This window comes from Rossellomorea sp. NS-SX7, assembly GCF_052828565.1.
This window is the reverse complement of record NZ_CM128249.1, coordinates 3,315,049-3,334,207: the sequence shown is the minus strand read 5'-3', so window position 1 is coordinate 3,334,207 and position 19,159 is coordinate 3,315,049. Positions and strand designations below refer to the sequence as shown.

Below are 19,159 nucleotides of genomic sequence, written 5' to 3'. Positions count from 1 at the left end.
TCAGATAAATCTATATTTCGCATAATACGCCAAAGGACCTTAAGCTACAGGTTCAAGATATAGTCAGTGCCATGTCGAAAGCATGGAACAGCACGTCCCACCGTCTCCACCAAATACATATTTGGTGGTTTTTCATTTTTCCCACTTAAATCATTTAATTGCCATTATGGCAAGATTCCGCTTCAAAATGTTTATTTTATTCATAAAAGCCATGTACTGTTTGAATGCAGAAGCATGGCTTTTGTTTTTACAAGAATGAAAAGCAGAAAGCCCACTCAGTGGGCTTTCTTTATCTTTGGATAATCTCCATAATCCAGTCTTTTAAATCCACGATCCTTAAGTTTTTAATGCTTTTATCTGTTCCTGATACGATGATTGGAACTGATGAATCTGCCTTGTGCATCGAGCCGTGGGCACCTCCGCCGGAATGCTCCGGTGAACTTTCTCCAATGAATTCATACCCTGGTTTGGCATCCGTGATAAGAAAGCGGCCTTTTTGTGATTCTGCTGCTCCATATAGCCTTGCCAAAGCATCGGGGTAATTTTCAAAGTTGATTGTGTTCTCTTTCATTTTCATATCGAGGATATCACTGTTTCCTTTTACGGACCATGACTGATGATATTGGTCCTTATAGGGGCCTCCTGGTTGAAATGACAGTTCCCCCTGATGATCAGGGGAAATGACTTTAATACCTTCTTTGTCCTTCCATGCTATCCAAGCAATACGTGATTCTTTTTGTAATTCTTTCGCCATTTCCCCCAGCTGAATATCTTCTTTTAGAAGATAAAGATACGCCATCCGTTCATTTGCGGTGATAACCATTTCGTCTTTAGCCCGGACAGCTTCGCCCAGCTCCAATATGTTGTATTCAGAGAGTTCTTTTCTAAGGTCTATGAGAGCTTCTTTTTTATTTGATTTCACTGTGGACTGGTTGCTGTCACCCATAATAACCCACACTATGTCATCGAGTGCATCGTTCCAATCAGGGAAGCTGTTCAGAACATGTTGGAGCTGTTTATCCGCATCTTCAATTCCTTTTATCGTGGAAGGACCTTTTCTGTGTACAGGAAAATCATTTTCCGGAAAATACAGGATAGTGAAGAAAGGTAACGTGTTGTTCTTAAGAAGGTAGGTCAACTCCTCGGCTGCAAAAGTATCATTCAGACCAATCCGATTGACGATATGATTGTTTTCCTGATTCACCTTTGAAAACAATCCTAATGACAGCGTTTCAGGGCCCTTCGTTTGTATTTCATCAGGCAGTTTGGTCACTGCCGAAATGAAGTCAGGGACCTTCAGGGTGTGAGGGTAATTTCCGCGGTAAATCAACGCGTTTATAGAAGCAGTCTGAAAGCCTGCATTGTCCAGGTCTTCATGTATGGTTTTTACTTTGCTGCTCAAGTCTTGATTGTTATAGGCATAAAGACCATTTCTTGCAAAATCAGAAACGCCAAGCTTTAAGATTTCAAAAAATCCATTTCCATAGGTAATGATTCGTTTTTTTTCATCATCAAACCAAACAAGTCCTGGAATTTTATGCTGATCTGGATAAGTGCCTGTAATTAAAGAGCTGTCTATCGTGACCGACATGGTCGGATACGAACTTACCAGATCAGTGCTGTATTGGCCGTTCTTTTTAAAAAATTCCAAGGCGGGAGCTTTACCGTCATCAATTGCTTTGTTCAGAGATTTATCCATTAAGGAGTCAATAACGAGGAGAATCACTTTCTTATTGGACTGGCTGCCGGTTTGCAGAGGGAGAGGGTTCTTGGTATCCGGGGGCGAAACCTGGCTGCTGCCGGTACACCCGATAGTAAAAATAAGAAAAAAGAAAATGAATACTAAACGTTTGATCATGACTTCATCCCCAGTAATGGTTGGTTTCTTACCTTTTAGTATGAACAGATGAATGAAATTAATGAGTTATATAAATGAAAGGGGGTACTGTTTGATAAAAATTGAAAAATCTTGAGTAACCAAAATAATGGTTTTTCCTTTTAAGGGTTTTACTTCAGGAGACATAAAATCTTCGTTACTGCTGCATACTATTTTCATTAATAATGAATGGAGGTTTTTGAAAATGGATGAAATCAAAAACACAAATCAAGTAGAAGAAATAAATAAGCACCTTAAAAAAATTCCTAAGGAAGCCGCAGAAAGAAGAATTGAAAATCAGCCTCAAACTGGTAAAAACGAGAAAGCCATTAAGCCGTTTTAAGCACATAAGATCTGTTCCGTGATACGAAAGGCAAACAAAAGAATCTTGCTCCATAAGCAAAAAATAGCGTAGGAGGGATTGAGAATGCCTGCGAATAGGGTAAGAGGATTGTTCGTTGTGCTTGTATTCGTCATGGTGACAACTATAGGGTCACTAAATGTATTTGCAGAGTCAGGTGTTGTCACTGGGCCCATGGAGGCGGGGAGATCGATTGAGATCGAGCTGAACGATGATTCCTTTAATCCGAAAGTCATCACGATCCCAAATCGAACAAGCACATCGTTGATATTGAAAAACAAAGGTGTGAAAGAGCACACGTTCACAGTGGAAAAGCTCGGAGTAGACGCGGAGGTCCAGCCTGGAAAAGAAAAAACCATTACCGTGAACCCGAAACAGCCCGGTACATATGAACTGATATGCCGGTACCATTTCCAGGAAGGAATGGTTGGGAAAGTAATAGTCAAATAAAAGTGGGCCAATATGGCTTGCTTTTTATTTTGGAAAAGGAACTCCACTTATTATTACCGTGCCCCCAGCTGGATTTCCTTCACAAAAGGACAGGGTATTGTTGGTTTATTCATCGTAGTTCCATCTCTAATAAATGGTAAATATCATGTAAGATAACCAATACCATTTAGAAAGAGGTGAAAAAGTGAATTTTTTTAAACCAATTTCTGACGACGTTCGTTCAACTCAGACTATATTCAATAAACATAAAAAAACGATGAAGTTCAGTTTAGTATCTCTTTTTGCTTGTATTGCTGCTATCCTGCAGGCTGCAGGAGGATTTTTACCTGGTATAGGGTATCTGATAAGTCCGCTTGCCACTGCACCTATTCTGTTAAGTACCATGTTTTCCATTCCATTTGGAGTAATGGCCTACTTCCTGACAATGATGTTGTTATTCATCCTGCAGCCAACGGAACTCATTATATTTCCTTTTACAACAGGGTTGCTGGGACTTGGCATCGGGGGATCATTTTCCTTTTTTACGAAGAGATTAAGTATCGTTGTTACAGGTGCCATTCTTTTGATGACCGGAATGATGAGTCTGCTATTTATTTTTCACTTTCCGGTATTAGGTCCCGCGTTCCCAGCCTCCTTTTCATTTCTCACAACCGTAAGTATCTTTTTATTTGCTTTCCTTTACAGTTGGTTATGGGTTGAAATGGCTTTGTTTATTTTTAAAAGAATAAAAATGATGATCTTTTAGTAGTTATGGAACTATTTCAAATACAGTGCCTCCGTTATAATCAGTCACTTTCGTCGACCCATAAACCCCTAGATATAATCTGGTTTGGTTCAGATTTGTTCCCAAGTTAACAAAATAGGCTGATTGAGATCCAAAATCATAATCGGTCTCTATCACATTAAAATCATTTTGTTTACCATCTGGTCTTACGGTGGTGTAAGCTAATGCCCCTCGAACCTGGGGTTGAGAATCTTTCCGGGCAAGGTCGGTAAACACGACGCTTCCTGTTAAGCCAGGGATCCTAGTTCCCATATATGGATGGACGCCTGTAAGTGCCGTTCCCCCAAACTTATCGGGTCTGGTGTCTTTATGAAAATAACTGGTTAAAGGCTGAAGGCGGCTCCCTGAAAGTGTTACTGCTTCATTGTAAAAAGCAATTATATCCTCATCCAAATCCGGATCACTGGGGCAGCTTCTAATAATCGATGAAGGGAAAGCACCTTCCCAGCCCCGCCAGCCTAAGTTAATGAATCCTTCTTTGTCATATTCAACGTTCATGTAAGAAGCTTGAACAAGCTGAGTAACCGGTATTGGCTTATAATGAACAAATGAAAAAATCGACTCGACCAGATGCTGGCCGACATTTCCCGCATATTTAATATATTGATTATAAAATCTTTGGAATGAAATGCCTGGTATATTGCGGGCCCCTTTGGCCATTACGGTGAGCGTTTTCTGAATAGCTGTGGGGAGCTCATTAAAACGAGTGACAATGGGAGGGTTTGTGAAGTGTGTATCCTTACCTACATCAATTTCAATTATTTTACCGGCGATTTCCAAGTCGTCCTGGCTTAAGTTAAATGGATCATAGCCCGACCCGCCATCTCCGGTTGTTAAAACAAGTTTTCCTGTTTCAGGTGAGAAATTTAAACTATTGAATCCATTATGGTTATAAAATGGTCTTCTTACATTAAGTAATGTCCGCCGTTTCCTGGGTGTCCCATTCGATTGTAGAATCCATTCTTCAATTGTATCAATATGATCATATTGATTTTCTCTATTTGTCCACCTTAAGTTTAAAGTTGCAGGATTACACGGGTCAGGTTTAAAAGATTCAGTAAGAGCACCTGGTCCTTGAGTGCCAGCTGCTGAATAATGAAGATAAAACAGTCCGTTATAATAAAATTCTGGATGAAATGCGAGTCCCAGCAATCCCCGTTCATCATACCCGCCACGAGAAACACCCAGCTTTATGATTCGAGGGCGAATATCTAAAAAAGTTCTTAAACTTTCGTTTCCTATGTAAAAGATCTCTCCCACCTGGGTTGCGATAAAGAGTCTTTCCTTTGAATCACCTGGGAGTAAAGCTGTTTTCAAAACAGTGGGTAAATTTATCTTATTTACGATGGGAAGTAAACCAACCTTCACTTTTTTCAACTGACTTTGCACCCCTTCTTATTGTTTTCTTTTAATAAGAATATGATTTGAACTGTCTATTCATTCAATGTTAGGGCGGGGACTTCGCAAAACAGCGTCATTTCATTAAGGGCTTGTCAGTTTTCTTGTTATTGTGAAGATGAAAGCCTCGTACAAAGCCCTTTACCCACTTTTAGCGTAGCCCAAAGAACAAAATTAGAGGTCAATCATTAGTTGATATAAAGAGAGAATAAGGGATTTAACTAAGCCGGTTCAAACATTCTGTGCCTGTTTTTTTCCTTATCAAGGCAAAAATGTATATGTATTTAAAATCAATATTTTTTATCCAATTAATGTGAATAAATACATGCGTTTAATAGCTTATAAGATACCAATTTCCTATGTATAATGAAAGATATATACAAGGGGGGAGTAGCAAAATGTCGATCGGCAGGATTATCTACTATCATCGAAAGAAGCAGAATAAAACACAAGAGCAGCTTTGCAGAGGGATATGTTCGACCACCCATCTCAGTAAGATTGAGAATAGTTCAAAAGAGGGGAATCTGGAAACATTGGAATTACTCTGTAAACGACTTGGAGTTTCGATCGAGGAGGAAACGAAGAAAACGCTGTATTTGAAACGTCAGCTCTCTCAATTCTATGAGGCGATGGAAAGGCTGCATCGTGACCATGCCGAGAGATTGTATCAGGAGCTGGAGAAGCATAGGGACTACATACAATGTACGGAAATGGTATACCTTTATGAACTTTACATGCTTCGATATCTGCTGTTCACCAATAACTTGACTGAGTATGAACAGGCATCTCTTGGATTAAAGAAAAATAAGAGTAAGTTTTCTTCCTTTGAAACGTATTTGTGGGAATTCTTCCAGGGGATTTATTACGGTCAAAAACAGCAATACTCTAAAGCAATATCCACTCTGGACAAAATTGAAGATAAAGCAGACTTCTTTAGTGAAAAAGTGACTGATTACTACTATTATAAAGCGGCCAATCATGGATTGTTAAAGCATTTTACGTTGTCCCTCCATTACTCTCATAAGGCTTTGAGAATCTTTCAGAATACAGGCAATATTTTACGGATCCTGCACGTGAAAATAGGTCTGTCGGCCAATTTGATTTATATTAACGATCTTGAACGGGCAGAAGTCATGCTGCATACAGCGTTGAACGATGCAGAAATGTTAAAGGATAACGAAACGAAGGTGACGGCACTTCACAACTTTGGATTGTTATTTAATAAAAAAGGTAAGCTTCAGGAGTCATTGGAGTATTTCACCCACTCACTGAATCTGAAGAAAAAGCACACGATCAGCTATTACGGTACATTGATTGAAATGGCACAAGTGTTGATGGACTTGAATGAAAAGGAACAGGTCGAAACCCTTCTCCGAGATGTCCTGAAGGATTTTAAAGAACAGCAATCTAGTAAATATGTTGAATTGATGGTTTTGTACTTAGAGGCGATTGAAGATGAGAAACGATTGACCGATTACTTAATCGATTATGGTCTGCCCATGATGAAACAGCATGACCTTTATAAGGCCATAAAATTCTCAGAACGATTGGCTGATTATTTCGAGAAGAAGGGTGATCCTCTCTCTTCTAATCAATATCTCCGGTTATCAAATGACCTATTTAAAAAATTGCTCTTCAATCATCCAAAACCAATCTGATAGGGTATGTGGTGACAAGCAACTGTGTATGGTTGCTTGTTTTTTTGTGTGTATGGTTCCATTTGCTCATTTGCAAAGCATGAAAAAGTAGATATCTGGGTAATTTGACTTCCCCATGAAAAACTTTCCCAACATTCACTCCAAATTAAGACATCGACTGACAGTAAAATAGCTGGAACGCTGAACAGTCTTGGGCAAAAAAACAATTATTGTATGGAATTTTCCCAATTAACAGATTTCTTATAAAAGAATACTATTTAGGTTGTAATCAAACTTACGATTCTAATGATTCTTTAATAGGGGGAAGAGTATGAATAAGAAGCGTTCTTCAAAAATATTGACCGCAGCATTGGCAGCAAGTCTACTGGGCACATCTGGAACTCCAGTTAACGTGATGGCGGAAGGTACGTCAAGTACGCAAGGATTCACACACGTGAAAGATGTAGAAAACGTGTTGATGAATCTATCAGACGAGCAAAGAAAAGCACTCAAGCAAATCGAAGCTGAGCCGGAATTTAAAATATCGCCTACTATCAACACGGAAAGTGAAGGGCTAGTCGATATCATCGTTGAATTCAAACAGGCACCTGCCAAGGTTGAAGTGATGAAGCAGGCGGCAAAGGGACTCCGTACCACTGCAAAGGATGCTTCTGTAAAAGTAGAGAAGGCACATAGTGAATTTAAACAGAGTGTCAACTCTCTTAAATACCAAAAGAGTGCCAGTCCTCAATTAAAAGAGGCAAAAATCACTAGAGAATACCGATCGGCCATTGTCGGTGTGGCGATGTCCATACCTGGAAATGAGATTGAGAGCTTACTTGATACTGGAGTGGTGAAACGGGTTTGGAAAGATGAGACGGTTCAGCTTGATCTCCCTGACATCGAAGAAGCAGGAGCGTCCCAATCCAAAATGATGGATAGTATCCCGCAGATCAATGTGGACAAGCTTCATGCTGAAAACGTGACAGGTGAAGGAGTCAAGGTTGGGGTACTGGATACAGGAATCGATTACAACCATCCTGATTTGAAAGAGTCATATAAAGGCGGATATGATTTCGTAGATAATGATGATGACCCGATGGAAGCAACATATGAAGATTGGAAAACATCCGGTCTGCCTGAAATCAATCCGGCCTCAGGGACTTCCTATTATACCGAACACGGAACACATGTATCAGGAACCATCGCCGGAAATCAAAAGAACGCAATTGATTATGCCGTGAAAGGGGTAGCACCGAATGTAGACCTTTACGGTTATCGTGTTCTTGGACCTTATGGATCCGGAGCGACAGCAGGGATCCTTGCAGGGATTGACAAAGCTGTAAGTGATGGAATGGATGTTATTAACCTTTCATTGGGAGCTTCAACGAATGATCCTTTGTATCCGACCTCCGTAGCTGTTAATAATGCGATGCTGTCTGGAGTGGTGACGGTTGTGGCGGCAGGAAACAGCGGACCGAACGAAGGGACTCTCGGAGCTCCGGGTGCAGCTGCGCTCGGGATAACGGTCGGGGCAAGTGATTTTGCCATGGATATCCCTTCATTTGAATCCATGAGTGTGAATGGTGAAACATTTGAGAATGTTTTATTGATGGGTAAGAATTTTTCTGACGATCTTACTTCTCTTCAAAATCAGTCCAAAGAAGTGGTTTCTGCCGGGCTTGGATTTGCTGCTGATTTCGAGGGGAAAGACTTAACGGGTAAAATCGCACTGATTCAGCGTGGTGACATTACGTTTGTCGATAAAATGAAGCATGCGAAAGAAGCAGGTGCGGATGCTGTTATCATCTACAATAACGTTGATGGGAATATTCCGGCTTATTTAGGGGAGGGGTCCGAATATATCCCAACCTTCCGTATGACAAAAGCCGACGGTGAACGGTTAAAAGGATTAGGAGATAACGTTGCCCTTACGTTTGGTGATCTGGCAAGTGTTCAAACAGAGGGCGACAACTTGGCTGGCTTCAGTTCAAGGGGACCAGTGGGCGGCAGCTATGATATCAAGCCGGATGTTGTGGCACCAGGGGTAGCGATCTTCTCAACGATTCCAGAATATATCAACAGTCCGGAAGAAGGAGTAGATTACTCATCAGCATATGCCCGCCTGCAGGGAACTTCGATGGCAACCCCTCACGTTGCAGGAGTGGCTGCCCTTATGCTTCAAGAAAATTCGGATCTATCACCATTTGATGTAAAAGCAGCCCTGATGAACACAGCGGAAGACTTGAAAGGTGACGTATCCGTATTTGAACAAGGAGCAGGCCGCATTGATGCCTATGAGGCGGTGCACGCAGATGTTTCCATCAAAGTGATGGATAAAACAGAGAATATCGAAAATGGGGCTGTCGTAGAAATTGAAGAAGAAACAGCCTCCATCTCTTTCGGAAGTCACTACAAAAATGACAATGGAATAAAAGCAGACAGCAGCATGGTCATAGAGAACAACGGTGAAGTGGAAAAGTCATTCAAGGTAGAAGTCGAATACCATGGAGAACGTCCAGGTATTAAGGATTCAGCCGAAAACGGTATTGTTTTAGACGTACCAACGAGTGTAGCGGTCTCCGCTGAAGGATCAAAAGAACTTTCCCCAGTGATCACGGTTCCGGCAGATGCAGAAGAAGGTCGTTATGAAGGGTACATCCATCTGACGAATGCAAATGAAGCTGGTGAAACGTATCAGGTTCCGTTTGCCATCCGGGTTACAGGAAAAGGGTTCGACTATCTTGAAACAAACCGTCCGGCTCTTGCGAATAATACACCTAAGTGGCAGTACTACAATCCATTCATCTCAGCAGCATTCCAAATGAAAAACCCGCTGACGAGGATCGATGTTGTGGTGAAAGATGGACAATCAGGTGATGCAATCGGATTCATTGCTTCCCTCACACAAGCGAATGCAAAGCCTGACTTCAGGTATTACATTCCGGCTGTTTTTGCTGGAGGCGTTTATCCATTTACAAATGACGAACAAAATCCGATATCAGATCAATTCATTGATTTGCCAGAAGGGGACTATGAATTAGAATTCATAGGGCATGATGAGGAAGGAAAAACGTATACAATTGACACTCCTGTCATCGTTGATAATACAAAGCCACAAGTGAAATTTGATAAGGATCCTGGTGTGTATGAAATCAGTGAAGATATGTACACAGAAGAGTTTGGGCACAAAGCTTTCTGGATCCATGGAAATGTACAGGATGAAACAGTGGAAGTCTTACAATCAAAAGGGATGGAGTATGATCAATCATCCAACAAATTCTTTATCGCGACCGGATTCCGCGAATACTTCAATTGTTGTTTCCCACCAGCGGATTCTGAAGGGGATACGGAGTTTGGAATAGAGCCTTCTGATATTGCAGACGAACCTTTAAGAGTAAGTCTGGCAGCTTCTGATATTGCAGCAAATGTCAATTACCAAAGATATATCTTCCTCCAAGAAGGCACTGAGTATCTAACATCCGATTACAACAAGGAAGAAGTCGGGTTAGACGATACTGTGACCATGACTCTGAGCATGAATAACGTAAAAAATCTTATTTCAGGAGAATACACGATTCAGTATAAAGGGGAAATGTATTCATTCCAATCGGCAAAGCTGAATGATGAATTCAAAGCTTATGCAGAGGAAAACGGTGTTCAAGCATCCCTCCAAGATCCTGTTGTCAGCGGTTCAGGCTATTACCAGACCGTATCTGTAGGAGCTTCCTTGAACGGAGAAGGATACTCCGGTCTGAATGGTGACATGCCTGTTGTGGACGTTACGTTCAAGGTCACTAAAGATGACTGGTTTTATGGGGCTGACAAACTTGATATAACAAAGTCAAGTTACTCGAAGGCCGGTCAAGATGAGGCTGTAACTCTTCCATATTACAGCACTTCATCATATGATTTCGTGTCGAAACATTCAAGGGTCGAAGGGAATATTAAACCAGAAGCATTTTTAAAGAAAAGTGGTAGTGGCAACCTACTATTACCAATCGATGTTGCTCAACATATCGGAGCGAAGGTATACGCCTTATCACCGGATGGTGAAAAATATGAAGGCAGCATCGATTCAAGAGGGAAATACACCATCTATGGCGTCCCGGCTTCGCGTGAGACATACAATGTCGTCGTGGAAATCCCAGGACATCTTAAGACCTACACGCCTTTCATTCCTGGATTTGAATTGAAAGGTGAAGACTATGGAAGGTTCGTTTCAGCAGGAACTCATATCAGTCTTGCCGGAGATGTGAACAGTGACAGCTTGATCGATATCAAAGATGTTCGTGACATCGTTGAGTACTACGGTAAAGAGAACCCTGAGATCCCGACTTTCGACGTCAATCAGGACGGTGTCGTCAACGAGACTGACGTTCGATTCATCGAAAAGAACTTCCTGACCAAAGGACCGGATTCGCCTAAAGGGAAATCACCTAAGGAAACAATCGGGAAAAAAGATCTGACCTATTATTTGAATATGATGGGATTAGAGACAACTGAATAATTAGCTTATCTAATTGGTCTAAACAGATTGAATGTGAAGAGGCTGGGACAAAAGTGTTTTAGCCTAAGTAAAACCCGAACTAATTTGTGTAAAAGTCAAATTAGTTCGGGCTTTTAATTTGATTAAATAGACATTTAGATTTAGCTCTTTCTAGCGGTTGATTGGAGTGCAAGACGAAGACTCCTGCGGGAAGAGTAGCTTATGTGAGACCCCGCAGGCGAAGCCGAGGAGGCTCACGGGCTACCCGCGGAAAGCGAAGTCTTGCACGGAAATCATTAGCGGTATTAAGAAACTACCCTGAAATTGTTCGTCTTTATGTGGTAGTTTTTTAGTTTTGTCCCAGCCTCTTATTTCCGATGATTCATTTTTGGATCAAGACAGACACGAAAAAGCGTTGCAATACGCAGATAGGTTAAACGTACGAGAACTCTTTGTATTCAATGTCCTATCCGAAACCTGGAGAGATTGAGCGACCTATCCATGAGTACTAACATACATATGTATAAAAACAATCACGACTACTACGGAATTAGAGTCAGATCAAATCAGGTATATCGACGTTGAAAACCTGTATATAATCTTCTGTATAATAGATGAAAATACAATTGTATGAGAAACTGAAATGAACAACGAACAAAAAGGTGGTGGAATGAACAATGAGGGCACCTGTTGAAATAGATCCGCGCATCAATCTTTCAAGCACTCAGACCATCTCGATCATCATACAGTTCATCATCAAACCTGCGAAAGTAGCTGTGCTGGAAGCGAAAGGGAAAGGAATTCATCTGACGCTGGAAGAAGCCAAGCGGCATGTGGAGGTTAGTCACATGCAGTTCCAAGAGGAAATCCGGCTGGCTTTAGAACATAATCATATACCATATCGGATCATTCATCGATACAAGACGGCCTTTAATGGAGTATCGATGGAGATGCCTTCCAACGAAATCTTGCGCTTGGCACATTCCTCTGTCATACAAAAAATTTATTTAAATGAAGAAATTCAGATTGATCCGCCCATACATCCGGCAGGACTATATTAGAAAAGAAAAAGAGCCACCGTCAACCTAGAGGAAGATGTGGTTCTTTCTTTTTGGAGTACGTAGGGGCTTGTTATGAAAATTGGGAAAGTATGAAAGGTCTAAAGTCATGCTTTTCCGGTGGGTCACAGGAACATTTCACAGGGAGTGATTCGTTCCTTTTGCTCTGTTTCGCCATTTTCTACATTAAAAGGCCGGTGATCAAGGTTCAATGTTATGGGTGAAAAGTCCCTATTTGTATGATGTTGAAGTCAGTTAATAACCCAATTTTGTCAGGAGTGTCTCTTGGTATAATTGTCGTAGACACATATACGGCTATTACATTCCTGGAGGTCTAAAGTCATGCATATCGGGACATTCATCAAATATTGTCGAATCTTTAGGGGACTGACGCAAAAGGAAGTCTGTGAAGGGATTTGCACTCCAGCTCATATGAGCAGGTTAGAAAGTGGAGAGAACTTCTTGAGAAAAGATACGATCGTTAAAGTTGGCGGGAAATTAAATATGGATCTTGAAGGGATGCACCGTTCTTTTAAGAAATGGCAGATGGATCTCGAATTATGGCACGATTTCATGATTAAAGAAGTCACCGGAGACATTGAATTATTAAAAGAGACCATAGAGCAGAATCAGTTGCTACAAATCGAGACCATCAACGGAACGTACAAGCTTTTAAAAGCAAGATATTGGATCATGAAAGGGAATTTGCTCGAAGCAGCCTCGTATTTGAACCAATTTATGAACAGACGAAACACTTATTATATGTCCAGTTACGATTACCAATTATATTCTCATGTAAAAGGGCTGCTTGAGCTATCAAAGGGAAATGCAAAAAAAGCGCTCGAATTGCTCGAAAGCATCGATGAGGCCGAGTATACGAATCAAGAATATTATCTGCACATGGCATATGCGTATCATGAATGTAACGATCATGATAAGTCCCTCCAATCTGTGGCACTCGCTATGAGTCATTTCAAAGAGACATATAATTTTACCAGAGAGTTCGATGGCTCCATTTTTAAGCTGAAAGCAGAAGGCAGAAAAGACAATAGGGTTCTGAGCATCCTTGAGAAGAAGTATGAAAGATTGATACATCGCTGTGATCAGCTTCAAGATGATAAGAGAAAAGCGATACTGCATATAAATCTGGGGGATGAATACGTCAGGGATCAAGAGTATGAACGTGCAGTAGAGACTTATTCCATCGCGTATCATTTATTGAAAGAGAAACCTGATTCCGCAGATTATCTTGTCAGTATAATAGGATTGGTCGGAAGTTCAATCCTTTTGAGGGAACGGAAAGATAAAGAGCGTAATCTTGCTATGCTGATGAAAGGAATCGACTTTGCAGAAACATTGAGAGATACGTATAGATTCACTCTGTTGAATATGCTGAAGAGACGTTTAACAGAAGGGGAACATGCCTATATAGAATACATCGAAGAGATTCTCATTCCCCTGCTCATAAGAGAAGGAAGACACACAGAATGTACCAAATATATGAATGAGGTTTCTTTATATAAAAAGAAAAATAACTGTCTGATTCAGCATTCCAATATGGCAGTGTACTAAAGGGGAGAGATACATGATGAATAATCCTGATCGATTAATGAATACGTTTGATGAAGTGGCCTTCAGTGAGTTGACATTACCGATCATATGCATATATTGGAGTCCGGAAGATTATAAAGGGATGTATGTAGCAAGGGTTTTTGACGTTGAAAAGCCGACACATCACATACTCATGAGGCCTACTTTGGAGGCGGTCAGGAGTGAAATCCCTGAGAGGTTTTCAAAGATTTCGAATTCTGCTCAGGAAGAATTGAGAATTGTTGAGACCTGGATTTGAAGAAGGGGAGGGCCATCCTTCCTTTTTGGAGAGAGCCGGGAAGAAGGCAGCAGCTGTTGATTGGAAAGGAAGGCAAAGATTCTTGAGTCAAGACAGCTTTTGTGGATAAAAATGGTTTGGTAGGAATATTTTTATTTTACACCCTCAAAAAGACCCCCGACGTTCGAATGATATAGGGTTGATGACACTTAAACGAGTACATTGGGGGATGTAAAATTGACTGCGATCACAATGAAGAGAAAACACAGAATAGCAGAAGCGCGAAAGATTAAGGTAAGAGCGAGAAATAAAAAGATAGCCGCAGCGACTGCTGCCGGCACCATCACCGCACTCCTTCTCGCCAACGGCAAGGCTGGCGCAGGCAGTACAGAATACACGGTCAAAAAAAATGACACTCTTTATAGTCTGGCTAAAAAATATGAAGTGACTGTCGAACAGTTGATGGAAGCGAACGTCTTGTCATCAGATAAGATTATCACTGGCCAGCAATTGCTTGTACCCGATAGAAAGCAGCATAAGGAGTTTTTTACCTATACGGTCAAAAAAGGGGACACTCTTTACTCCCTGGCCAAACAGTATGGAACCACGATCGATGAAATAACCTATATTAATGAAAAGAATACATATCAAATCAAGAGTGGCGAGAAGCTGACTTTGCCAGCCGGACAAGCATCAAGCGATGTTGGTGAGTATTATACAGCAGTGGCCGGAGATACTCTCTGGGGAATTTCTCATCGGTATGGCGTAAAGCCGGAAGAGGTGGCGAAGGCAAACGGACTGAAAATGGACATGGTCCTGATCGGCCAAAATCTCTTCATTCCGGGGAAAGCTGAAGTGTCCCAAGCTGTCGTCATTGGAGCGGTTGACAGCTTTTCAGTGGAATTCAAAGGTGAAAACGGGGAATTCGTCTTAAAGGTCCCTTATGGAACCTCCCAAGGGTACCAAAAGCAATCCGGACAGATGGTCACCATTATCCATAAAAATGGGGCTGTCATTTCTGCGTATTAATTGGTTCTATGATTTTCAAGGGCGTATTTCTTATAGAAATACGCTTTTCTTGATGACGCCAGTAAAAACCATTGCTTACTTCCCCGGAAATTGGTAGAATCTCGAATGGTGATACTGAATACGAACAAGAGGGGTAGAGACATGATAACTGCTACTGGCGGATATAGAATTGAAAAAGATTTCCTTGGGCAAAAGGAAGTGCCCGAACATGTATATTATGGAATTCAGACGCTCAGGGCGGTGGAAAACTTCCCGGTGACTGGTTATAAAATTCATACAGAAATGATCGATGCGCTTGCCGTGGTCAAGAAAGCGGCAGCGCTCGCAAATATGGAAACAACACGTCTATATGAAGGGATCGGGCAGGCCATCGTACAGGCTTGTGATGAAATCCTTGAAGGGAAGCTGCATGAACATTTCATCGTCGACCCGATTCAGGGGGGCGCGGGTACGTCTATCAATATGAATGCGAACGAAGTCATCGCCAATCGTGCCCTGGAACTGCTTTCCCATCAAAAAGGTGAATACGGGAAAGTCAGCCCGAACAGTCACGTGAATATGGCGCAGTCGACCAATGACGTCTTCCCGACGGTCATTCACATTTCGACTCTTAAGTTATTGGATAAGCTGCTGGTAACGATGGAAGATATGCTGAATGTTTTCAAAAAGAAGGCTCAGGAGTTTGATCATGTCATCAAGATGGGCCGCACCCATCTTCAAGATGCGGTTCCTGTCCGCCTCGGCCAGGAATTCGAGGCATACAGCCGTGTCGTTGAGCGGGACATCAAGCGAATCGGACGTACGCGGGAGCATCTGTATGAAGTGAATATGGGGGCGACGGCTGTAGGGACCGGGTTGAACGCAGACCCGGCTTATATTGAAAGCGTCGTGAAGCATCTGGCTGACATCAGCGGACTGCCTCTCACGGGAGCGGAGCACCTTGTCGATGCGACGCAGAATACAGATGCTTACACAGAGGTTTCTTCCACATTGAAGGTATGCATGACCAATATGTCCAAAATCGCAAACGATTTGCGTTTGATGGCATCAGGGCCGCGCGCAGGCTTGGGCGAGATTTCCCTTCCGGCAAGACAGCCCGGATCATCGATCATGCCTGGGAAAGTAAACCCGGTCATGCCGGAGCTGATCAACCAGGTCGCTTTCCAGGTGATGGGGAATGACCAGACCATCTCTCTTGCTTCTGAAGCCGGCCAGCTTGAACTGAACGTGATGGAACCTGTCCTTGTGTTCAATCTCCTGCAATCCATCAGCATCATGAACAATGCGTTCAGAAGCTTTACCGACAACTGCCTTATCGAAATCGAGGCAAATGAAACACGCATGAAGGAATATGTGGAAAACAGCGTGGGAATTATTACGGCTGTCAATCCGCACCTTGGATATGAAGTAGTATCGAGAATTGCCAGGGAAGCGATCCTGAAAGGGAAATCAGTAAGGGAACTTTGCTTGGAATACGATGTTCTCACAGAAGAAGAACTCGATCTGATCTTAAACCCTTATGAAATGACGAACCCGGGGATTGCGGGCCGTGTATTGTTTGATCGGGAATAAGATGACATCTTTGATTAAATGAATGCTAAGCTGCAGATACATTCTGCAGCTTTCAGCTTGTAGACGGAGTCTGCAAGCTTTTTTTGTTTAGGAGATCATCCGCAGGTTTTTACATACTTCATACTAAAAAGGGAATTTTAAAGATATCGTTGAAAAAAAGGAGGCATACTTATGGACGAAAAAGTATTCAGGGCGATCAATCTGTTTTCTGGACGCCTTGCCCCGATTGATTGGCTGATGATTTTCCTATCAAAAAAGGTTCGTTATGTGTTCATATTTGTGCTGATCTTCATGTGGTTTCGAAATGGTATGTATAGAAAAATGGTTTGGAATGCTTTGAAGTCTTCGGGGGTATCTTTGATTCTTCATACGTTGATTAAGTTGTTTTACTTTAAGCCGCGCCCATTTGTTGCACGACGAGTCGGCATACTCATCCCTTCAAAAATGGATTCTTCATTTCCGAGTAAGCATACCATGCTTGCGTTTGCGGTATCTACTTCGATCTTTCTTTATGACCGTGCCTATGGGTCGATGATGTGGCTTTTATCAATGCTGACAGGTTATTCCCGTATTTGGCTGGGGCATCATTATCCATCTGATATTATCGGGAGTGCCTTTATTGCCACTGCGTCAAGCATTGTAGTTGGGAAACCTGCAGGATATGAAGAGTTGTGCAAAAACGGAGTCAAAGGGAATGATGGATAAAGCAATACGTAATATACAAACATTGAAACGGCAAAAAACCTCTCATCCCCAATTGTGATGAGAGGTTTATTCATTGCATTGGCCTTCATTGCGTTCTTTACAGATTTTCCGCCCCGTCTTTATTTGTGACCTTGCCGGAAAAAACTCTTTCATATAATGATTGAAACCCATACATGGATATCGACTTCAATAAAAAGAGTAATGACAGCTGAAATCTGGTGAATCTGATCAAGGTGACATACCCGATTTTCTTAAACCAATTCAGCATAATCGTGGTGAAAAAAGTATCAACGATCAGGTTCAGAAGAAAATACATCGAGAATCTGCCGTAAGTGTATTTAAAGATCCAAAGTGAGCCAACAAAGAAAGGACCCAGGATCAGAGGGAGTTCAGCTGCTACATTCGGTTTAATGTGAAAAGGGAACCACCACCATTTCCTTTTCGTTGCTATAGTGCCTTCTGCCAGGAGATACACGCTCATAAAAAGAGTGCCTGGTAAGAATCTTCTGAACGTTTTATTGTCCAAAAACGGGATAGACAACCAGGGAAGCAGTGCCATTAACGTGATCATCAGTGTTCTATTCTTCATAAAAGGACACCCTTTGCATCATAGTTGTACATCTATTTTTCCTTTTTTATGAAAATTTTATGTATCCATGCCCGGGATCTTTTCATAACGAATGAAAGTTTGTTAATGAGTCCTTCTTTTTTATCTCCTTACTAAATATATACATAATAAAAAGGAGGTAAAGATGTGGCTAATCAAATGATCTCAATTTGGGAGGAGCATTTATTCTGGCTTGAAGTATTACAGGATCATGCCTATTTCATCAGGGACCACTTATCTGTAGTTGAAGAAGAGTATGTAGATGCTTCACAGCAGTACATTCAGTTATTTGGGGAGCTGATCGAATTATTGAATCGTGTTCCTCGTACAGCCGACCATGGGGATGAAGTCATGGTTCAGTTTTCAACCCGAGTCTGGCCGGTGGCAAAAGGCTACTTTGAATTCGAAGGAATGCTGCAATCGTTAAGAATCGATAATAAGGTAAACCTGGATTTTTCGCCAACTTACTTGAACGGCACGCTTGCAGAAAACCAGGAATACTTGCGGTTTCTGGGGTATCTCCTGAAAGGGGAAAAGCCGGAGCCTCTTCCTTTGGTGGATTTGATGGATTTATGGCTGGAAGATCAGCTGGGGCACGTGTTATTATTCCAAAACTTGCTGGATCCCATAGAGATAGGTGCCAGCATGCGGGCAGAGGCGTATATTGACCAATATCAGGTATATATCATTCAAAACCGGCATCTGAAGGGATATCTCAGATTTAAACAGCCGGGATTTGCCAGACAGAGGGAATTTGCACTTGAAGTTGGTCAAACGACTCTGGAGATGAGTCAGTATATCTCCGGAATGGTTGAAAAGTACAATAAAAAGAAACTGCTGAATAAAACGACCCTTCGATTCTTAGAGCATCACTTTCCGGAAACCTGTTATTTCATAAAAAAACTCAGCTATTATTCGCCAAAGCTTAAGGAAGCAGCCGGGAATTGTTCTTTAAAAAGGGCTTCATATTTATAGCCTTTGGTATTGTGGTGGGACAAAAGTGTTGTATTCTAAGTAAAACCCGAACTAATTTGCCTTTTATGAGGCCAATTAGTTCGGGTTTTTAACTTTTTCAAATGTATATATAAATCTTAGGTCTTTCCAGCGGTTGATTGGAGTGCAAGACGAAGACTCCTGCGGGAAGAGTAGCTAATGTGAGACGTGTCCAGCTACAGGGCTTAGAGGCACATGTCATAAGCCAAACCGACCAAGAAGGCAAAGAACGCCTTCCAGGCCGATTCGTCTTATGCCACCCGCCTCTGAACAAAGCCCTTCCGCTTTTCTTCCCGCAGGCGAAGCCGAGGAGGCTCACGGGCTACCCGCGGAAAGCGAAGTCTTGCACGGAAATCATTAGCGGAATTAAGA

15 protein-coding genes are annotated in these 19,159 nt (G+C 41.8%); 12 read left to right on the top strand and 3 right to left on the bottom strand.

Annotation, left to right across the window (positions count from 1 at the left end; genetic code table 11):
- Nucleotides 1-289 precede the first annotated feature (289 nt).
- Entirely contained in the window at nt 290-1,858 is a 1,569-nt protein-coding gene (locus ACUXV2_RS16665) for an alkaline phosphatase family protein (RefSeq protein WP_446244270.1), read from the bottom strand.
- A gap of 223 nt (nt 1,859-2,081) precedes the next feature.
- Here ACUXV2_RS16665 and ACUXV2_RS16660 point away from each other — a divergent pair, with 223 nt between their 5' ends.
- The 3 genes from ACUXV2_RS16660 to ACUXV2_RS16650 all read left to right on the top strand — a co-directional run bounded on the left by ACUXV2_RS16660 (nt 2,082) and on the right by ACUXV2_RS16650 (nt 3,432).
- The gene (locus tag ACUXV2_RS16660; protein WP_446244269.1) at nt 2,082-2,219 is read left to right on the top strand and encodes a hypothetical protein; all 138 of its coding nucleotides are present in this window, start codon (nt 2,082-2,084) and stop codon (nt 2,217-2,219) included.
- An 84-nt stretch (nt 2,220-2,303) separates the two neighbouring features.
- Nucleotides 2,304-2,687, top strand: coding sequence for a cupredoxin domain-containing protein (locus tag ACUXV2_RS16655; RefSeq protein WP_446244268.1), 384 nt, complete (start codon nt 2,304-2,306; stop codon nt 2,685-2,687).
- A gap of 184 nt (nt 2,688-2,871) precedes the next feature.
- Complete coding sequence (locus ACUXV2_RS16650) at nt 2,872-3,432, top strand: hypothetical protein (protein ID WP_446244267.1); 561 nt, start codon at nt 2,872-2,874, stop codon at nt 3,430-3,432.
- Nucleotides 3,433-3,435: 3 nt separating this feature from the next.
- On the opposite strand, the gene ACUXV2_RS16645 is transcribed toward ACUXV2_RS16650, so the two are convergent.
- The gene (locus tag ACUXV2_RS16645) at nt 3,436-4,848 is read right to left on the bottom strand and encodes a PQQ-dependent sugar dehydrogenase (RefSeq protein WP_446244266.1); all 1,413 of its coding nucleotides are present in this window, start codon (nt 4,846-4,848) and stop codon (nt 3,436-3,438) included.
- A gap of 419 nt (nt 4,849-5,267) precedes the next feature.
- Here ACUXV2_RS16645 and ACUXV2_RS16640 point away from each other — a divergent pair, with 419 nt between their 5' ends.
- The 8 genes from ACUXV2_RS16640 to ACUXV2_RS16605 all read left to right on the top strand — a co-directional run bounded on the left by ACUXV2_RS16640 (nt 5,268) and on the right by ACUXV2_RS16605 (nt 17,187).
- Nucleotides 5,268-6,527 carry a helix-turn-helix domain-containing protein gene (locus ACUXV2_RS16640; RefSeq protein WP_446244265.1) on the top strand — a complete coding sequence of 420 codons (1,260 nt, stop codon included), beginning with the start codon at nt 5,268-5,270 and terminating at the stop codon, nt 6,525-6,527.
- 310 nt (nt 6,528-6,837) lie between these two features.
- Complete coding sequence (locus ACUXV2_RS16635) at nt 6,838-11,016, top strand: S8 family serine peptidase (RefSeq protein ID WP_446244264.1); 4,179 nt, start codon at nt 6,838-6,840, stop codon at nt 11,014-11,016.
- A 656-nt stretch (nt 11,017-11,672) separates the two neighbouring features.
- Nucleotides 11,673-12,056 carry a protease inhibitor I9 family protein gene (locus ACUXV2_RS16630; RefSeq protein ID WP_446244263.1) on the top strand — a complete coding sequence of 128 codons (384 nt, stop codon included), beginning with the start codon at nt 11,673-11,675 and terminating at the stop codon, nt 12,054-12,056.
- Between the two features lie 459 nt (nt 12,057-12,515).
- On the top strand, nt 12,516-13,625 hold the full coding sequence (locus tag ACUXV2_RS16625) for a hypothetical protein (protein ID WP_446244262.1): 1,110 nt from the start codon (nt 12,516-12,518) through the stop codon (nt 13,623-13,625).
- 13 nt (nt 13,626-13,638) lie between these two features.
- Nucleotides 13,639-13,902 (top strand): hypothetical protein, encoded by a 264-nt coding sequence (locus tag ACUXV2_RS16620; RefSeq protein WP_446244261.1) that lies wholly within the window; start codon nt 13,639-13,641, stop codon nt 13,900-13,902.
- A gap of 216 nt (nt 13,903-14,118) precedes the next feature.
- Nucleotides 14,119-14,910 carry a LysM peptidoglycan-binding domain-containing protein gene (locus ACUXV2_RS16615; RefSeq protein ID WP_446244260.1) on the top strand — a complete coding sequence of 264 codons (792 nt, stop codon included), beginning with the start codon at nt 14,119-14,121 and terminating at the stop codon, nt 14,908-14,910.
- 141 nt (nt 14,911-15,051) lie between these two features.
- Nucleotides 15,052-16,482 carry an aspartate ammonia-lyase gene (gene aspA, locus ACUXV2_RS16610; RefSeq protein ID WP_446244259.1) on the top strand — a complete coding sequence of 477 codons (1,431 nt, stop codon included), beginning with the start codon at nt 15,052-15,054 and terminating at the stop codon, nt 16,480-16,482.
- A gap of 171 nt (nt 16,483-16,653) precedes the next feature.
- Entirely contained in the window at nt 16,654-17,187 is a 534-nt protein-coding gene (locus tag ACUXV2_RS16605; RefSeq protein WP_446244258.1) for an undecaprenyl-diphosphatase, read from the top strand.
- Nucleotides 17,188-17,284: 97 nt separating this feature from the next.
- Here ACUXV2_RS16605 and ACUXV2_RS16600 read toward each other — a convergent pair whose 3' ends face one another.
- Entirely contained in the window at nt 17,285-17,776 is a 492-nt protein-coding gene (locus ACUXV2_RS16600; RefSeq protein ID WP_446244257.1) for a hypothetical protein, read from the bottom strand.
- Between the two features lie 165 nt (nt 17,777-17,941).
- Here ACUXV2_RS16600 and ACUXV2_RS16595 point away from each other — a divergent pair, with 165 nt between their 5' ends.
- Nucleotides 17,942-18,769, top strand: coding sequence for a DUF2935 domain-containing protein (locus tag ACUXV2_RS16595; protein ID WP_446244256.1), 828 nt, complete (start codon nt 17,942-17,944; stop codon nt 18,767-18,769).
- Nucleotides 18,770-19,159 lie beyond the last annotated feature (390 nt).